Origin of the sequence: Rahnella laticis, assembly GCF_015644585.1 — a bacterium.
Taxonomy (GTDB): Bacteria; Pseudomonadota; Gammaproteobacteria; order Enterobacterales; family Enterobacteriaceae; genus Rahnella; species Rahnella laticis.
The window spans coordinates 1-16,800 of the sequence record NZ_JADOBI010000010.1; the positions used below are offsets into that span (position 1 = coordinate 1).

The window sequence follows — 16,800 nt, forward strand, 5'->3', positions numbered from 1 at the left end:
CAACCCGTATAAACTGCGCCAGCCCATAAGAATGCAGGGCCAGCATGTCGACGAAGAATCGGGGCTGCATTATAACCGCCACCGTTATTATGACCCGGCGCTGGGGCGGTATATTACGCAGGATCCAATTGGGTTGAGAGGGGGGTGGAATTTATACGCGTATGTTTATAGCAAGCCAGGGCGATACATCGACCCTCGAGGGCTGAATGGTGTGGGCTCGATGGTAAATATGCCAGGAATTAGCGAAAAGGGTTCGTTAGGTATATCAATGACACAAAATGGCGCATCTTCAGAAGATGTTACTACTGCGATGGCACCAGCTCCAACCAGCCCAATTGCAACTGGAGAATGTCGAGTTACTGGAACTGTTGCAGTGGGTACAGGTTTGTCAGCTACTGCGTCACTTAATGAAAAATCAGGTGCCTCTGCTTTATGGAGTGTACCAATAGCAGCTGTTGGCCTAAGAGCATCGGCAACATGTGGATTAAAGTTTAGAGACCCTGACGCTAAGGACTTAAAAGTAGGCGCTGGGTTTGCGCTGGGGTTGGGGGAATTTAGTATTGAAGCAGTGCAAACATCAACGTGGCCAGAAATATACATTGGTTTTGGTGCTGGCGCTGGCCCTGAAATAAATATCCCATATACACCAAGTGTATCGGGACCGATAAATTATTGAGGTTTATATGTGCGAAGGTATAAAGATACTCAGAATTTCTTTTTTCTTTTTTGCAGTGGCAATTATCTCGATAGCCATTTTTTCAGGATGGAGATTTTGCAAAAAAAACAACATAAATTTCAATTCTGTAGATGGTATGTTTGAAATGTATGGATATGTATTTTCTTTTAAAGATAAAGCATTTTCCATCTTAATGCTACTTTGCATATATGGGGGCGCGTTGTTGGGGCTTATTGTTATTGGTATTAGCTTCTGGGCTGAAAGCAAAGGGTGCACATTCCCCAAAAGGTATATTTAACAGTGAGAGAAACTAGAATAAATCTCTTTGGAGACACACTAATATGCGGTACTGCACAAATATATGTTGTTAACTAACTGGCGAATTTATGCGTTTTATTTATATTGTAATAGTTGCAATGATACTCTGCGCCTGCAGTCCGATTGATATAGATGCAGCACAAAATAATGTTGATACTTTTCATCAGATGTATCAAGAAAACAAATACTCAAATATATACGTAGACTCATCAGAAATTCTGAGGAAGTCTATTTCAGAAGAAGGATTTATTAAATTATTAACAGAGGCTAAGGATAAAGACTTAGGTGTTTTCAAAAAAAACACACTCATCTCTAAAAAGAAAATTTATCATCTAATAGCTGATAACGAAGTGCTATTGATTTATACCTCTGAGTTTTCGAAGAGAAACGTAAATGAAACATTTTTGTTCATTATAGTAGATGGTGAATTGAAACTAAAAGGATATAACTACACCTCCATCAATTAGGCTAATTTTCAGATGATGCTGGGGCTACAGCGACTCTTGCCCTTGCCGTATTCAACCCGGCACCGGTGACCTGAGTTTTAGGGTTTCGGGAAAGCAAAAGGCCAGCATATGCTGGCCTTTTCTGTTTTCGTGCGTCTGCTGCGTCAGGATTTATTTCGCCGCAGCACCGGTCTGTTCTGCACCGACCAGACCGACTTTCAGGTAACCGGCTTTACGCAGGTTATCCATTACGCTCATCAGTGTTTCATAATCCACCGTCTTATCCGCACGGAAGAAAATCGTACTCTGCTTGTTGCCCTGCGTGCGCTGGTCGAGCATCGCCGTCAGGTTGTCGCTGTTTACCGGGTTATCACCGAGGAACAGCTGCTTGTCAGATTTCACCGTCAGGAAGATCGGCTTCTCAGGGCGCGGCTGCGCTTTTGCCGTCGAGGCCGGTAAGTCTACCCGCACATCGACGGTGGCCAGCGGCGCTGCCACCATGAAGATAATCAGTAACACCAGCATGACGTCGATAAAAGGCGTGACGTTGATGTCATGCATTTCACCGCTTTCGTCGATATCGTCGTTTAACCGAATAGCCATAATCTGTTCTTACCCTACGCGTAACTGACCCGTCTGACCGCGTGGCGCATCGCCTTCGCTGGCAGCCAGGTCCAGATCACGGCCCTGTAACAGGATAATCTGCGCCGCCACATCGCCTACCTGATGACGGTAAGAGGTAATGGTACGGGCGAAAATGTTGTAGATAACCACGGCGGGGATCGCAGCAATCAGGCCGACAGCCGTTGCCAGCAAGGCTTCAGCGATACCCGGTGCGACGACTGCAAGGTTGGTGGTCTGCGTCTGCGCGATGCCGATGAAACTGTTCATGATGCCCCAGACAGTCCCGAACAGGCCGACGAACGGGGAGATGGCCCCGATGGTCGCGAGTATGCCGTTGCCACGGCCCATATAACGGCCAGCGGCACCGACGCGGCGCTCAAGGCGGAAACCGGTACGTTCTTTGATGCCGTTGTTGTCAGCTGAACCGGCGGAAAGCTCGAGTTCGTTCTGCGCATCGCGGATCATCTGCGCGCTGATGCTGCTGGCGGCAAAGCTTTCAGCCTGCTCAGCGGCTTCATCCAGCGTACGCACGGAAGACAGCGCATCAAATTCGCGACGCATGCGGCGTTTACCGCTGAAGACTTCAGCGCCTTTGCTAAACAACAGCGCCCAGGTGACGACGGAAGCCAGCAGCAGGCCAATCATCACAGTTTTCACCACCACGTCAGCGTGGTGATACATGCCTAATACAGACAAATCGGTAGGAATGACGGGCGCCGCTTCGGTCGGTGCAGGCTGCATTACCGGGGCAGGCGTCGCATCAGCCGAAGCCGGTGCCGGGGTGTCAGCCGTTGCAGGTTGAGTCGCCGCAGAAGTCACGGCTTGTGCCGCAGGCGTCGCAGGTGCTGCCATCGCGTTGCCGCTTAAGCCAGCAACCAACATTAACGACATCAGGAGTGAAGTCGCCTCTTTCATCTTATTGCGAGCCGTTTTCACGCGTCGCCTCCAGCCAGAATCAGTGTGTAGAAGGAATGAATAACGCCGAATGATATCAAAGAAAAAGCCCTAATTGATAGTCGTTCTCATTATTATTTACATTGTCGCGCTTCACGACACGAGTGTCCTTGATGGATGACAAGGTTTTTCCCGTTTGAACACAGCGTGAACAATTTAACCCCCGTCACACTTCTCATAAAAATGTTGCAGTAAATCAATCAGCTAATCGCAATTATTAAAGTTAAAACAACATTTTAAATATTAAGTAACAGTATTTTACATCTGTTGCGAGATTGTGATAACGCTCAAATACCGCACAGTTATAAATAGGATAAGGTTCCTGCCACAGACGAAGACCCTGAAAGGGCACGGATGTTATCCGTTTCATTTACAAGGTGATTTGCCCTTTTTTAATAAAAAACAGGCGCGACTTCGTGCGTCAGTCCGGTTCACTTTTGCTGTCATTTTTCCATTCCCTTACCGAGTACCCTGGAGACAAACTGATGAAAATGCAGAAAGCACTTCTCAGCCTTTGCCTGAGTTCCGCCACCCTGTTATTTACGCCTGTTCTTGCCGCGCAAACGCTGAAAGCCGCCGATGTGCATCCGCAGGGCTATCCCAATGTCGTCGCCGTTCAGCACATGGGCGAAAAACTGCAACAACAAACCGACGGGCGCCTGGAAATCAAAACGTTCCCCGGCGGCGTGCTCGGCGATGAAAAACAGGAAATCGAGCAGGCGCAGCTGGGCGCGCTGGATATCATCCGCGTATCCATGACGCCGGTTGCCTCAATTCTCCCTGAAATCAACGTCTTCACCCTGCCGTATATTTTCCGCGATGAAGACCACATGCATAAGGTGCTGGACGGCCAGATTGGGAAATCCATCGGCGACAAGATCACCAGCAATCCCAACTCGCGTCTGGTGTTTCTCGGCTGGATGGACGGCGGAACGCGAAACCTGATCACCAAAGAGCCGGTGGTGAAACCGGAAGATTTGCACGGCATGAAAATCCGCGTTCAGGGCAGCCCGATTGCGCTGGCGACGCTGAAAGCCATGGGGGCAAACCCGGTGGCGATGGGCGTCAGTGAGGTGTTCAGCGGGATGCAAACCGGGGTTATCGACGGCACGGAAAACAACCCGCCAACGTTTGTCGCGCACAACTATCTGCCGGTGGTGAAAAACTACACCTACAGCCGCCACTTCATCATTCCGGAGCTGTTCCTGTATTCAAAGGTGAAGTGGGACAAGCTGAAACCCGAAGACCAGCAGCTGATCCTCAAACTGGCCAAAGAGGCGCAGGACGAGCAGCGCGAACTGTGGAAAGCCTATAACGAGAAAGCGCTGGCGACGATGAAAGCAGGCGGCGTGAAATTTCAGGATATCGATCCGGCCACCTACGTGAAAGCCACGCAATCCGTGCGCGATGAATTCGGTAAAGACCATCAGGAACTGATGCAGCAAATCGCTGACGTTCAGTAATTCGTTGAACCGGGCAGCGTCCGCTGCCTCATTCCCGACACTTCAGCGGAGGAACTTATGGTTTCCGGTTATCACACCCTGATGGACATCTTTTATCGTGGCGCAATGTGGCTGGCCGGGCTGGCTTTATTGCTGATGGTGGCGGTCATTCCCATCGGTATTTTCGCCCGCTACGTCCTGAACAGCGCCCTCTCCTGGCCTGAACCCATCGCCATTATGTGCATGGTGACATTCACCTTTATCGGTGCCGCCGTCAGCTACCGCGCGGGTTCGCATATTGTGGTGGCGATGGTCACGGACCGCCTGCCGCCTGCCCTGCAAAAGTTTTCTGCCCTGCTTTCTGACCTGATGATGCTGGCTATCAGCGTTTTTATTTTCTGGTACAGCCTGCAACTGTGCAGCGAACTCTGGCAGCAACCCGTGGCGGAATTCCCGCTGCTGACCGCCGGGCAAACCTACCTTCCCCTGCCGGTGGGTTCGGCGCTGACCCTCTTATTTATTATTGAGCAGATTATCTCAGGCCCGCAGCACAAGCGGCCGGTGGTGATGCTGGGCAATTCTGAAGCCTGAGCCGGAGCCTTTTATGGATGCATTAATTTTACTGTTAACGCTCGGCGTCATGCTGGCTGTCGGCGTGCCGGTGGCGTACGCCGTCGGGCTGAGCGCGCTGGCCGGTGCCTGGTGGATTGACCTGCCGTTTGAAGCGCTCATGATTCAGCTGACCAACGGCGTGAACAAGTTTTCGCTGCTGGCGATCCCGTTCTTTATTCTGGCGGGCGCGATTATGGCCGAAGGCGGCATTGCCCGCAGGCTGGTGAGTTTTGCGTATATCTTTGTCGGATTTATCCGCGGTGGCCTGTCGCTGGTGAACATCGTGGCATCAACATTTTTCGGGGCGATTTCCGGTTCTTCGGTGGCGGATACCGCATCGATTGGTTCGGTGATGATCCCGGAGATGGAGAAAAAGGGCTATCCGCGCGATTTCGCCGCCGCCGTCACCGCCAGCGGTTCGGTGCAGGCGATCCTGACGCCGCCGAGCCATAACTCGGTGATCTACTCGCTGGCCACCGGCGGCACGGTTTCAATTGCGGCGCTGTTTATCGCCGGTATTCTGCCCGGTTTGCTGCTCAGCCTGACGCTGATGGTGATGTGTGTGGTGTTTGCACATAAACGCGGTTATCCGAAAGGCGAACGGGTGCCGTTCCGTCAGGCGCTGAAGATTTTCATCGACACGCTGTGGGGGCTGATGACGGTGGTCATCATCATGGGCGGGATCCTCAGCGGGATTTTCACCGCCACAGAATCCGCCGCCATCGCCTGCCTGTGGTCATTCTTCGTGACGATGTTCATCTACCGCGACTACAAATGGAGCGAACTGCCAAAACTGATGTACCGCACGGTGAAAACCGTCAGCATCGTGATGATCCTGATTGGCTTCGCCGCCAGCTTTGGCGCGGTCATGACGTACATGCAGCTGCCGATGCGGATCACCGAATTCTTCACGTCGATCTCAGATAATAAGTACGTGATCCTTATGTGGATCAACATCATGCTTCTGCTGATTGGCACGCTGATGGACATGGCACCGATCATTCTGATCCTCACGCCGGTGCTGCTGCCGGTAATTTTATCGCTCGGCATCGACCCGGTACATTTCGGGATGATCATGCTGGTGAACCTCGGGATCGGCCTGATCACGCCACCGGTCGGCTCCGTGCTGTTTGTTGCCAGCGCCGTGAGTAAGCAGAGCATCGAAAAAGTCGTGAAAGCCATGCTGCCGTTTTACTGCGTGTTGTTTATGGTGCTGATGGTGGTGACGTACATTCCGTCGATTTCGCTGTTCCTGCCCAAGCTGTTCGGCGTTTACACCGGATAACCGCTCCTTTCAGCCCGTCTTTCGCGACGGGCTTTTGTTTTGGCTGAAATTTTCTCATCCAACCGGCAAAAACCTGACCCGTCAAATTCATCATGTTAAGTTAATTGCATATCACCCGCTGCCACAGAGCGCGGGTCTACAAGGCTAAACAGGTGAAATGCGGATTATGTCGTCTAAAAAAATCGAAACCGCGCTGGTCAGCGCCGGACGGGACAAAAAGTACACACAAGGTTCAGTGAATGCCGTGATCCAGCGTGCTTCATCGCTGGTGTTTGAAACCGTGGCCGATAAAAAGCACGCCACCGCCAACCGCGCCAACGGTGAGCTGTTCTACGGACGCCGCGGCACCCTGACGCATTTTTCCCTGCAACAGGCCATGGTTGAGCTTGAAGGTGGCGCGGGTTGCGCGCTTTATCCCTGCGGGGCGGCGGCGGTCAGTAATGCGGTGTTGTCGTTTGTCGGCACTGGCGACCACATTCTGGTGGCCGGTTCCGCTTACGAACCCACCCAAGATTTCTGCGAAAAAGTGCTGAAAAAACTCGGCGTCTCTACCACATATTTCCGCGCTGACATTGGCGCAGAGTTAGGTTCGCTGATGCAGCCCAACACCAAAGTCGTTTTCCTCGAATCACCGGGCTCCATCACGATGGAAGTGCCGGATATCCCGGCGATGGTGAAAGCCGTGCGCGCCGTGTCTCCGGACGTGGTGATCATGATCGACAACACCTGGGCGGCAGGCATTCTGTTCAAAGCACTGGAATTTGATATCGATATTTCCATTCAGGCCGGGACCAAATATATCGTCGGCCATTCCGACGCCATGATTGGTACGGCGGTATCCAACGAACGTTGCTGGGAACAGTTGCGCGAGCACTCTTATCTGATGGGGCAAATGGTTGACGCCGACACCGCGTACGTCGCCAGCCGCGGGCTGCGGACGATGGGCGTGCGGCTGAAACAGCATGAAGAAAGCAGCATTCGTATCGCGAAATGGCTGGCGGAACGCCCGGAAGTGGAAACCGTGAATCATCCGGCGTTACCGGGCAGTAAAGGCCACGAATTCTGGAAGCGCGATTTCACCGGCAGCTGTGGTTTGTTCTCGTTCATCCTCAAGCAGCGCCTGAGCAAACAGCAGCTTTCCGACTATCTCGATCACTTCGAACATTTCAGCATGGCGTATTCCTGGGGTGGTTTTGAATCGCTGGTTCTGGCCAATCAGCCGGAAGAAATTCAGGCGATCCGTCCGGCAGAAACCGTTGATTTTGCCGGTACGCTGGTGCGTCTTCACATCGGGCTGGAAAATAGCGATGACCTGATCGCCGACCTTTCTGCCGCATTTGAAAGAATTGCGGCAGCCTGAGCGGGAGAGATTGCGACACACCGCGCAGATCGGTAAGGTATCTGTCGGATTTTCATTCGCAAAATGAGAATAATCTGTAAGCTCTACCTATAGCTCCGGTGAACTATCGCCGGAGTGTTCTGTCTTTTTACAGCCGCCTCAGATCAACATACGGACAAGGGATCCTTGGTACACTGGCAAGTGACAGTTTTTAATGATTAGCAACAGGACAGAATATGGCAGTTATTTGCGACATTTTTCATGCACTCTGGCGGCATGATTTCAGTATGCTCGCCGACCCGAATCTTCTCTGGGTTATCTACGCTGTACTGTTCACGACGCTGTTTCTTGAAAACGGACTTCTTCCCGCTTCTTTCCTGCCGGGCGACAGCCTTCTGCTGCTGACCGGTGCGCTCATCGCCAAAGGCGTGATGAGCTTCATTCCAACGATGATTATTCTGGTGACCGCCGCCAGTCTCGGCTGCTGGCTGAGCTACATTCAGGGGCGCTGGCTCGGACACACCAAGATGGTCAAAGGCTGGCTGCTACAGCTTCCCGCACATTATCATCAGCGCGCGCACCAGATGTTCACCCGTCACGGGCTGATGGCGCTGCTCGCTGGCCGTTTTCTGGCGTTTGTCCGCACGCTGTTACCGACCATTGCCGGTATCTCCGGCCTGAACAATGCGCGCTTCCAGTTCTTTAACTGGCTTAGCGCGATTTTGTGGGTGGGCGTGGTGATTTCGCTGGGCTTTGCACTGAGCCATATTCCGGTCGTGAAGCGCCATGAGGATCAGGTCATGGCGGGTCTGATGATTTTACCGGTTCTGCTGCTGGTTATCGGGCTTGCCGGTGGATTGCTGGTGGTGTGGAAGAAACGTAAATGCCGTTTCTGAACACGCAAATCACGCTTTAAAGGCCACATCCGCCAGCGCTAAAACGCCCGAACTGCCTTCGCGCAGGCGGGCCATTTCATCGCTCGGCGTCACCCCAAAATAGCGCTTAAACTCGCGGCTGAACTGCGATGCGCTTTCATATCCCACCTGCAACGCCGCCACGCTGGCTTTCACGCCGTCATAAATCATCAGCATTCGCGCTTTGTGCAACCGGTAGGTTTTCAGATACTGTAGAGGTGACGTGCTGGTCACCGCTTTGAAGTTGTGGTGAAACGCCGAAATACTCATGTTCACTTCGCTCGCCAGCGCTTCCACGCTGAGGTTATCCGCATACTGCGCTTCGATGCGGCGCAGGGATTTGGCAATCTGGCTAAAATGCGTGTGGCGGTTAACCAGCGCCTGAAGTGCGCCGCCGTTTTCACTGGTCAGGATAAAGAACAGGATTTCGCGGATGATCTTCGGCCCCAGCACGCGGGCATGAAGCGGTTTATCCAGAACGCTCAGCAGGCGTTCGGTCGCACATAAAATATCATCGTCCAGCACGCCTGAATTGATACCGGTTGAAGAATCTTTCTGACGCGCCACGGTTTCATCCCCCATGTCCATCAGCAAATCCTGCAACATCAGCGTATCAATGCTGATCTGGATCCCGGCCATCGGTTCTTCGGGGCTGCTGAAGGTTTCACATTCGAACGGCAGCGGAACGGTCAGCATCAGATAATTATGCGGATCGTAGGAGAAGGTTTTCTTGCCCAGATAGCCGACTTTTCGGCCCTGAAAGAGGATCACCACGCCAGGATTGTACAAAACCGGCTGGCGCGGATGGTAACGTGTGGTGTGCATCAGCGTAACCTGTGGCACCGCCGACGGACTGAGGTTTTTATTCCCGCTTAGATGCGCCACTCTTGCCGCCAGACGGGCGCACAAGCTGTCCACATTTTCCATTATTCCTGCTCCGGATAGACGATAAACTGGCATCGATTTTGCCACAGGCATTTCATTTTCTACAGAGACTTGCAGGATCAGGCAAGACTCTGGCAGAAATGTGCATCTTCCTTGCGGCGATTTTCTCTTACAGTTAATCCCTCTTTCCGCAGGCGCATCTTCCTGCACAAATGCAGTGAACTGCTAGTCTGTATGAACGCACCTTTCATACGCTGTTCGTGACAAACGTTTTGTCACCGGCCTGATTTCTCAATAACTCCCTAATTTTCAAAAACTCAATGTCAGGAGAGAATTATGTCTGCACCTACCGCTGCCGAAAATACGTTTAACGCCTGGGCCGCCGCCGGTCCGAATCAGCCTCTTGAAGCTTTTCAGTTCGACGCCGGTCCGATCGGTGACGAAGAAATTGAAGTCGCCATTGATTACTGCGGCGTCTGCCACTCCGATCTCTCGATGCTCAATAACGACTGGGGCATCACCCAATATCCGTTTGTGCCGGGCCATGAAGTGGTCGGTAAAATTGTCAAAATCGGCGACCATGCGCGCAACAAAGGGCTGAAAGTCGGCCAGATTGTGGGCGTGGGCTGGAACCGTGGCAGCTGTATGCACTGCCACCCTTGTATGTCCGGCGACCAGCATCTTTGCCACGATGTTGAAGCCACGATTATCGGTCATCACGGCGGCTTCGCGGATCGTATCCGCAGTCACTGGGCGTGGGCGATCCCGCTTCCGGAAGGCGTGGACGTCACCAGCGCAGGCCCGTTGTTCTGCGGCGGCATCACCGTGTTTAACCCGCTGTTGCAGTTTGGCGTTCTGCCAACGCACCGCGTGGGCGTCGTCGGTATCGGCGGTTTAGGCCACATGGCGCTGCGCTTCCTGAATGCGTGGGGCTGTGAAGTCACGGCGTTTACCTCGTCTCTGGCAAAACGTGATGAAGCTCTGTCACTCGGCGCGCACCGCGTGGTCGCCACCCGCGACAGCGATGAACTGAAGAAAATCGCCGGTGAACTGGATTTCATCATGGTGACGGCGAACGCCTCACTGGACTGGGATGCCTTTATCGGCACGCTGGCACCGAAAGGCCGCCTGCACTTTGTAGGCGTCGTACCGGAAGCCGTACCGCTGCACGTTATGGCGTTAATCAGCAAACAGGCTGAAGTTTCCGGCTCACCGACCGGCGCGCCTTCCCGTCTGGCAGATATGCTGGCGTTCTGCGCCCGTCACCAGATAACGCCACAGGTTGAGCACTTCCCGCTGAGCAAAATTAACGATGCGGTTGAACATCTGCACGAAGGAAAAGCGCGTTACCGCGTCGTTCTGGATATGAACGCATAACAAGCGTTCGCAATAAAATAAGTAGCCTGCTCAGCAAGATGACGTTTCGTTAACTAGACTTAACGTCAGGCTGAAGCCTTCACTACTCTGTGCCCGTGCTTTGCGGCGGGCACTCTGCCCTGAAAGGAGAACCTCATGGCAACGCAACCCATCATTAAACTTCACGATGGCAACCTGATGCCTCAGTTAGGGCTTGGCGTATGGAAAGCCAGTAATCAGGAAGCCACCAGCGCGGTGAAAACGGCCATTGAAACCGGCTATCGTCATATCGATACGGCCGCTATCTACAAAAACGAGGAAGGCGTCGGCGAAGCGATTGCCGCCAATCTCGTTCCCCGCGAAGAGCTGTTTATTACCACCAAATTGTGGAATGACGATCAACTGAATGCGCCAAAAGCGCTTGAAACCAGCCTTAAAAAGCTGAGAACTGATTACGTCGATTTGTATCTGATCCACTGGCCGCAGCCAGCGCAGGGCCATTATGTCGATGCGTGGAAAGCGCTGCTGAAACTGAAAGAACAAGGGCTGGCGAAAAGCGTCGGCGTCTGTAATTTTCCGCTGGAACATTTGCAGAAACTGAAAGATGAAACCGGCATTTTTCCGGTGGTGAATCAGATTGAGCTGCACCCGCTGATGCAACAGCGCCAGCTGCACGCCTGGAACGCCACGCACACTATCGCTACCGAATCCTGGAGCCCGCTGGCACAGGGCGGTGAAGGTGTGTTTGATCAGCCACTGATTCAGAAACTGGCTGAGAAATACAACAAAACGCCGGCGCAGATTGTCATCCGCTGGCATCTGGACAACGGGCTGATTGTTATCCCGAAATCCGTGACGCCAAAACGCATCCGCGAAAACTTCGAAGTGTTTGATTTCAGGCTGGAGAAAGAAGAACTGGCGGAAGTCACCAAGCTGGATAAAGAACAGCGTCTGGGGCCGGATCCGGCAAAAGACCTGTAATTTTCCCGCTGCTGTAAACAAAAAACCCGCCACTGGCGGGTTTTCTTTTGGTGCGAAGGCGTTCTGCCATTACATCGACGGCTGAACCAGCATGTTCCCTGCGGAACCGCGATCGGCCAGTTCCAGCGTTCCGCTGCGGTAGGTGAACGGGAAATGGTCATATGAAGGCTGATTGAAAAACACCAGCAATTCCACGTCGCCATCAACCCAGACGGTGTCTTTGAATCCGGCATCTTCCACCAGCGGTGCCGCACCGTTCACGCTTTTCACCAGGAAAGACACGCCTTCGACATGGAAGGTCTGCGGCATATCCGCATGCACGGTCCAGCGTTCCCACGTGCCTTGCTGCGCGGTCAGGTCAAGACGGTTGATGTCCCACATCGCGCCATTAATGCCCGGCTGGCTGTCGCCAAGACGCAGGTCGCGGCTGCGAACCACATTGCCGGTCATGATTTGATCGGCCAGTAAACGCATCGGTAAATTATCGGTGACCAGCGGCAACAGACCGGTAGGTTTGAGCGTCAGGACGATAGTAGAAACCAGAATGCTCGAGGGCTCAAACAGGCCACGCAGTCTGTCCATAACACCTGCCGCATCGCCCGCAGTAATCGACACTTCTTCGCCCTGCGACATATCCACCAGCACTTCGCGGCGTTCACCCGGCCCGAGCGACAGACGTTTCACCGTCAGCGGCGCAGGCAGGAAACCGAGATCGGAAGCCACGACGTGGAACGCACGGTTGTCGGTCATGCTCAGTTCATAACGGCGTGCATTCGACGCATTCAGCAAACGTAAACGTACCCAGCCGCGGGACACTTCGACATACGGGCTTTGTACGCCGTTGACCAGCATGGTATCGCCAAAGAAACCGCCGGAAGCCGGGGTGTCATATTGCGGCACGCCAAAACCATCCAGCCGTTTGTCCTGAATGATCAGCGGGAAATCATCAACGCCGTAATGGTTGGGTAACGGGAGATTCTTACTGACTTCATCCTCAACAATCCACATCCCCGCCAGCCCGTTATAGACGTGCGGCGCCATGCGGTTGGGCGTATTGGCGTGATACCAGCAGGTGGCGGCAGCCTGACGGATGGGCAATACCGGCGACCAGTCAACGCCAGGCTGCATCATGCGCGCCGCGCCGCCGGTCAGCGTTCCCGGCTCCATCAATCCGCTGATGGTCATCGAAACGGGTTCAGCCAGGCGGTTGCTGTAGATAAGTTTTACGTCATCACCGTTATGCACTTTGACCGTCGGGCCAAGATACATGCCATTGATGCCCCACACCGGCGCTTTAGCGCCACCAAGGAATGACCAGTGGGCCGCCTGTAACGTCAGAAACAGCGGTTGTCCACGGCGGGATTCCAGCAGCGGGGGAACGGGTAATGCCGGTTGCGAACCACTCGCTTCTGCTTTGAATGGCAGAGCACCTGCGGCAAGAGCCACGCCGGAGGCTTGCAGGAACGAGCGACGACTGAGTGACATATCTTCTCCATGAAAACAAAATCAAGAGCTGTGTTAATAACCATCGCCATCAATGGCAACAGAATTTCTGCTCTGACGCCGCCGGGCCGCAGGGATATTAAAAACCTGCAACCCGTCATCATCAGGGCGTAAATAAAAAACGCTATTATTTTTTTGCTGCGGCTTCGCGCTGTGCGACTTCGGCGTCCAGCTCGGCGATTTTATCCGCCATGATCTGACGGCAGTGTTCGGACAGTTCGCGCAGACGATCTTTGGTGTAACCGGTGGTATCGATAGGTGGCAGCATTTCCACAATCACCAGTCCGTTAGACCAGCGGTTGAGCTTCACCTTGTTACTGGTGTTCGATACGCAAATCGGCACGATCGGCACACCGGCGGCGATAGCGGCGTGGAATGCCCCTGTTTTAAACGGCATCAGGCCACGACCCCGGCTGCGGGTACCTTCCGGGAACATCCAGATCGACAGGTTCTTTTTCTTAATCTGCGCCACGACCTGAGCGATAGTCCCGTGCGCTTTGGCGCGGTTATCACGGTCAATCAGCAGGTTACCGGTCAGCCAGTACAACTGGCCAAAGAACGGGATCCACGCCAGACTTTTTTTGCCGACGGTCACCGTACCCGGCATCACAACAGATGACGCGGTCACCATGTCGTAGTTGTTCTGATGGTTGGCAATGTAGATGCATTTGCCATTTGTTGCCGCTTCAGCCGGAATACGCTTTTCTACGGTCAGACCAAAGACCGGCGCCAGACGACCAAACAGTTTACCAAACGTCGCCACATGCTTCGGGTTACGCGGGCTGAAAAGACAATAAATACAACCAAAAACACAGACCAGAATCGAGTAAACCACCACGATAATCAGACGCAAAATAAATAACATAACATCCTCTTAAAACTACAGCCGAAGCCGGTAAGAAACCTGTGCAGTTTCGCTCCCTGTGCGGAGAACTATTCTCAAGCCTCAATCAACGCCGCACAACGGTTTTATTAATACAAATGTAAAATCTTTGCACTGCACAACAGTCTCAGGCCACTGCATTCCCTTAAAAAGAGTTCAGGGCACAAATGTGCCCTGACTGGATAAGGTCAACAGCCGTTTTATTCTTCGCTGTCACCGCCGGAAGCACGGACAGGCGCGTCGACTTCAACGCGATCAACCCGTTGCAGGCCGCGTGGCAGAAGCGTTCCTTTGCGACCGCGTTCTGCACGGAATTTCTGTAACTCTTCCGGACGGATCACCAGTTTGCGTTTACCAACGTGCAGCGTGATGGACGTTTGCGGCGGCAGAACCAGCAGCCATGCCAGTTTGTCTTCGCCACTCGCTGCCTGCGCCGAAGGAATGGAAACAATTTTGTTACCTTTACCTTTCGACAATTGCGGCAAATCAGCCACCGGGAACAGCAGCATACGGCCTGCAGCGGTGAGCGACAGCAGCATGTCATCGTTGCCGTTAATTTCAATCGGCGCGAACGCTTTGGCGTTTTCCGGCAGAGTAATCATGGCTTTACCGGCACGGTTACGCGCCACTAAATCACTGAAGGTACACACGAAACCGTAACCGGCATCGGAGGCCATCAGCAGTTTCTGATCGTCGGACGCCATCAGAACGTGTTCGATAGTCGCACCCGGCGGCGGCGTGAGTTTGCCGGTCAGCGGCTCGCCCTGCCCGCGTGCCGAAGGCAGCGTCGTCGGGTCAAGCGCGTAACTGCGTCCGGTGGAATCCATAAACACCACCGGCTGATTGCTCTTACCTTTCGCGGCGGCGCGGAAACTGTCACCCGCTTTGTAGCTCAGGCCGGACGCATCAATATCGTGGCCTTTAGCACTGCGCACCCAGCCAGATTCGGAAAGCACAATGGTCACCGGCTCAGACGGCACAAAGTCGTGCTCGCTCATGGCTTTCGCTTCTTCACGCTCGGTGATTGGCGAACGACGCTCGTCACCAAAGGCTTCGGCATCGGCCTGAATTTCTTTGCGGATCAGCGTGCTGAGTTTGCGTTCGGACGCCAGCAGCGCCTGAAGCTGATCGCGCTCTTTCGCCAGTTCATCCTGCTCGCCGCGAATTTTGGTTTCTTCGAGTTTTGCCAAATGGCGTAATTTCAACTCAAGGATGGCTTCCGCCTGCGTATCCGATAATTCGAAACGCTGCATCAGCACCGGTTTCGGCTCATCTTCGGTACGGATGATGTGGATCACTTCGTCGATATTGAGGAAAGCGACCAGCAAACCTTCGAGAATGTGCAGGCGTTTCAGCACTTTATCGAGACGGAAATTCAGACGGCGACGGACGGTATCACGACGATACGCCAGCCATTCGGTCAGGATTTCCACCAGCCCTTTCACCTGCGGACGGTGATCCAGGCCGATCATGTTCATGTTGATACGGTAGCTGCGTTCCAGATCGGTGGTCGCGAACAGATGGTTCATGACCTGATCAAGATCGATACGGTTGGAACGCGGTACTACGACCAGACGCGTCGGGTTTTCGTGATCCGATTCGTCGCGCAGATCTTCCACCATCGGCAGTTTCTTGGCACGCATCTGGCTGGCGATTTGCTCGAGCACTTTTGCGCCGGAAACCTGATGCGGCAATGCGGTGATGACCGCGCTGCCGTCTTCTTTATGCCAGACCGCGCGCATGCGCACCGAGCCTTTGCCCGATTCGTACATTTTGCGGATTTCGCTGCGCGGCGTGATGATTTCAGCTTCGGTCGGGAAGTCCGGCCCCTGAACAAATTCCAGCAAATCTTCGAGAGAACTGCCCGGTTTTTCCAGCAGTGCGACCGCCGCAGCGGCGACTTCGCGGATGTTGTGCGGCGGAATATCTGTCGCCATACCCACGGCAATACCGGTGGTGCCATTAAGCAGAATGTTCGGCAGACGCGCAGGCAGCATTTTCGGCTCCTGCATGGTGCCGTCAAAGTTCGGGACGTAGTCGACCGTTCCCTGACCTAATTCGCGTAACAGAACTTCCGCATATTTGGACAGGCGCGATTCGGTATAACGCATCGCGGCGAAGGATTTCGGGTCATCCGGCGCACCCCAGTTCCCCTGTCCGTCAACCAGCGGATAACGGTAAGAGAACGGCTGCGCCATCAGCACCATCGCTTCGTAGCAGGCGCTGTCGCCGTGCGGATGATATTTACCCAGCACGTCACCGACGGTACGTGCTGATTTTTTGAATTTGGCGTTATTGCTCAGGCCCAGCTCGGACATCGCATAAATAATGCGGCGCTGTACCGGCTTCAGTCCGTCGCCGATAAACGGCAGCGCGCGGTCCATGATGACGTACATGGAATAGTTGAGATAGGCGTTCTCGGTAAACGTGTGCAGTGCTAAACGCTCTGTTCCGTCATGAGTCATTTCGCTCATTGATGTTTAATCCTCAGACCCGTGGCGTTATCGTTTTGGAAATTAAGGAAGCTTGCATCCGCGGGCGCGCAAAGGCAGCTACCGCAGGGCAATGATGTTCGCGATAGT

At 53.6% G+C, this 16,800-nt stretch carries 15 protein-coding genes; 9 read left to right on the top strand and 6 right to left on the bottom strand.

Going from position 1 to position 16,800, the window contains the following annotated elements; all coding sequences use genetic code 11:
• Window positions 1–676 (top strand): RHS repeat-associated core domain-containing protein (locus IV433_RS19270; RefSeq protein ID WP_195815656.1); only part of this gene is annotated, 676 nt, incomplete at its 5' end.
• 386 nt (window positions 677–1,062) lie between these two features.
• On the top strand, window positions 1,063–1,461 hold the full coding sequence (locus IV433_RS26195) for a type IV secretion protein Rhs (RefSeq protein WP_229893554.1): 399 nt from the start codon (window positions 1,063–1,065) through the stop codon (window positions 1,459–1,461).
• 150 nt (window positions 1,462–1,611) lie between these two features.
• Here IV433_RS26195 and exbD read toward each other — a convergent pair whose 3' ends face one another.
• Complete coding sequence (gene exbD, locus IV433_RS19280; RefSeq protein WP_104924428.1) at window positions 1,612–2,043, bottom strand: TonB system transport protein ExbD; 432 nt, start codon at window positions 2,041–2,043, stop codon at window positions 1,612–1,614.
• A 9-nt stretch (window positions 2,044–2,052) separates the two neighbouring features.
• Window positions 2,053–2,979: a tol-pal system-associated acyl-CoA thioesterase gene (exbB, locus tag IV433_RS19285; protein ID WP_229893571.1), complete on the bottom strand. Its 927-nt coding sequence runs from the start codon at window positions 2,977–2,979 to the stop codon at window positions 2,053–2,055.
• A 524-nt stretch (window positions 2,980–3,503) separates the two neighbouring features.
• On the opposite strand from exbB, the gene IV433_RS19290 reads away from it, so the two are divergent.
• The 5 genes from IV433_RS19290 (at window position 3,504) to IV433_RS19310 (ending at window position 8,592) form a co-directional block, all read left to right on the top strand.
• Entirely contained in the window at window positions 3,504–4,481 is a 978-nt protein-coding gene (locus IV433_RS19290; protein ID WP_195815654.1) for a TRAP transporter substrate-binding protein, read from the top strand.
• Between the two features lie 57 nt (window positions 4,482–4,538).
• Window positions 4,539–5,051 carry a TRAP transporter small permease gene (locus IV433_RS19295; RefSeq protein WP_195815653.1) on the top strand — a complete coding sequence of 171 codons (513 nt, stop codon included), beginning with the start codon at window positions 4,539–4,541 and terminating at the stop codon, window positions 5,049–5,051.
• Between the two features lie 13 nt (window positions 5,052–5,064).
• Window positions 5,065–6,357 (top strand): TRAP transporter large permease, encoded by a 1,293-nt coding sequence (locus IV433_RS19300; RefSeq protein WP_195815652.1) that lies wholly within the window; start codon window positions 5,065–5,067, stop codon window positions 6,355–6,357.
• Window positions 6,358–6,523: 166 nt separating this feature from the next.
• Window positions 6,524–7,717, top strand: coding sequence for a cystathionine beta-lyase (gene metC / locus IV433_RS19305; RefSeq protein WP_195815651.1), 1,194 nt, complete (start codon window positions 6,524–6,526; stop codon window positions 7,715–7,717).
• Between the two features lie 215 nt (window positions 7,718–7,932).
• Window positions 7,933–8,592 carry a DedA family protein gene (locus tag IV433_RS19310; protein WP_195815650.1) on the top strand — a complete coding sequence of 220 codons (660 nt, stop codon included), beginning with the start codon at window positions 7,933–7,935 and terminating at the stop codon, window positions 8,590–8,592.
• Window positions 8,593–8,601: 9 nt separating this feature from the next.
• On the opposite strand, the gene IV433_RS19315 is transcribed toward IV433_RS19310, so the two are convergent.
• Window positions 8,602–9,537: an AraC family transcriptional regulator gene (locus IV433_RS19315; protein ID WP_152324040.1), complete on the bottom strand. Its 936-nt coding sequence runs from the start codon at window positions 9,535–9,537 to the stop codon at window positions 8,602–8,604.
• 294 nt (window positions 9,538–9,831) lie between these two features.
• Between IV433_RS19315 and ahr the strand changes: the two genes are divergently transcribed.
• Both ahr and dkgA read left to right on the top strand, forming a co-directional pair.
• A complete protein-coding gene (ahr, locus tag IV433_RS19320) occupies window positions 9,832–10,872 on the top strand; it encodes an NADPH-dependent aldehyde reductase Ahr (RefSeq protein WP_195815649.1) in 1,041 nt (346 codons plus the stop codon).
• Between the two features lie 135 nt (window positions 10,873–11,007).
• Complete coding sequence (gene dkgA, locus IV433_RS19325; protein WP_195815648.1) at window positions 11,008–11,832, top strand: 2,5-didehydrogluconate reductase DkgA; 825 nt, start codon at window positions 11,008–11,010, stop codon at window positions 11,830–11,832.
• A gap of 69 nt (window positions 11,833–11,901) precedes the next feature.
• Here dkgA and ftsP read toward each other — a convergent pair whose 3' ends face one another.
• The 3 genes from ftsP to parC form a co-directional block, all read right to left on the bottom strand.
• Window positions 11,902–13,317 (bottom strand): cell division protein FtsP, encoded by a 1,416-nt coding sequence (ftsP, locus tag IV433_RS19330; RefSeq protein ID WP_152324043.1) that lies wholly within the window; start codon window positions 13,315–13,317, stop codon window positions 11,902–11,904.
• Between the two features lie 145 nt (window positions 13,318–13,462).
• Window positions 13,463–14,200 carry a 1-acylglycerol-3-phosphate O-acyltransferase gene (locus IV433_RS19335; protein ID WP_195815647.1) on the bottom strand — a complete coding sequence of 246 codons (738 nt, stop codon included), beginning with the start codon at window positions 14,198–14,200 and terminating at the stop codon, window positions 13,463–13,465.
• A gap of 218 nt (window positions 14,201–14,418) precedes the next feature.
• A complete protein-coding gene (gene parC / locus IV433_RS19340) occupies window positions 14,419–16,692 on the bottom strand; it encodes a DNA topoisomerase IV subunit A (protein ID WP_195815646.1) in 2,274 nt (757 codons plus the stop codon).
• Window positions 16,693–16,800: the final 108 nt, after the last annotated feature.

Excerpts from the sequence above, each read along its gene's own strand:
- IV433_RS26195 (WP_229893554.1), top strand. The coding sequence starts at position 1,063 with ATGCGTTTTATTTATATTGTAATAGTTGCAATGATACTCTGCGCCTGC.
- exbD (WP_104924428.1), bottom strand. The coding sequence starts at position 2,043 with ATGGCTATTCGGTTAAACGACGATATCGACGAAAGCGGTGAAATGCAT.
- exbB (WP_229893571.1), bottom strand. The coding sequence starts at position 2,979 with ATGAAAGAGGCGACTTCACTCCTGATGTCGTTAATGTTGGTTGCTGGC.
- IV433_RS19290 (WP_195815654.1), top strand. The coding sequence starts at position 3,504 with ATGAAAATGCAGAAAGCACTTCTCAGCCTTTGCCTGAGTTCCGCCACC.
- IV433_RS19295 (WP_195815653.1), top strand. The coding sequence starts at position 4,539 with ATGGTTTCCGGTTATCACACCCTGATGGACATCTTTTATCGTGGCGCA.
- IV433_RS19300 (WP_195815652.1), top strand. The coding sequence starts at position 5,065 with ATGGATGCATTAATTTTACTGTTAACGCTCGGCGTCATGCTGGCTGTC.
- metC (WP_195815651.1), top strand. The coding sequence starts at position 6,524 with ATGTCGTCTAAAAAAATCGAAACCGCGCTGGTCAGCGCCGGACGGGAC.
- IV433_RS19310 (WP_195815650.1), top strand. The coding sequence starts at position 7,933 with ATGGCAGTTATTTGCGACATTTTTCATGCACTCTGGCGGCATGATTTC.
- IV433_RS19315 (WP_152324040.1), bottom strand. The coding sequence starts at position 9,537 with ATGGAAAATGTGGACAGCTTGTGCGCCCGTCTGGCGGCAAGAGTGGCG.
- ahr (WP_195815649.1), top strand. The coding sequence starts at position 9,832 with ATGTCTGCACCTACCGCTGCCGAAAATACGTTTAACGCCTGGGCCGCC.
- dkgA (WP_195815648.1), top strand. The coding sequence starts at position 11,008 with ATGGCAACGCAACCCATCATTAAACTTCACGATGGCAACCTGATGCCT.
- ftsP (WP_152324043.1), bottom strand. The coding sequence starts at position 13,317 with ATGTCACTCAGTCGTCGCTCGTTCCTGCAAGCCTCCGGCGTGGCTCTT.
- IV433_RS19335 (WP_195815647.1), bottom strand. The coding sequence starts at position 14,200 with ATGTTATTTATTTTGCGTCTGATTATCGTGGTGGTTTACTCGATTCTG.
- parC (WP_195815646.1), bottom strand. The coding sequence starts at position 16,692 with ATGAGCGAAATGACTCATGACGGAACAGAGCGTTTAGCACTGCACACG.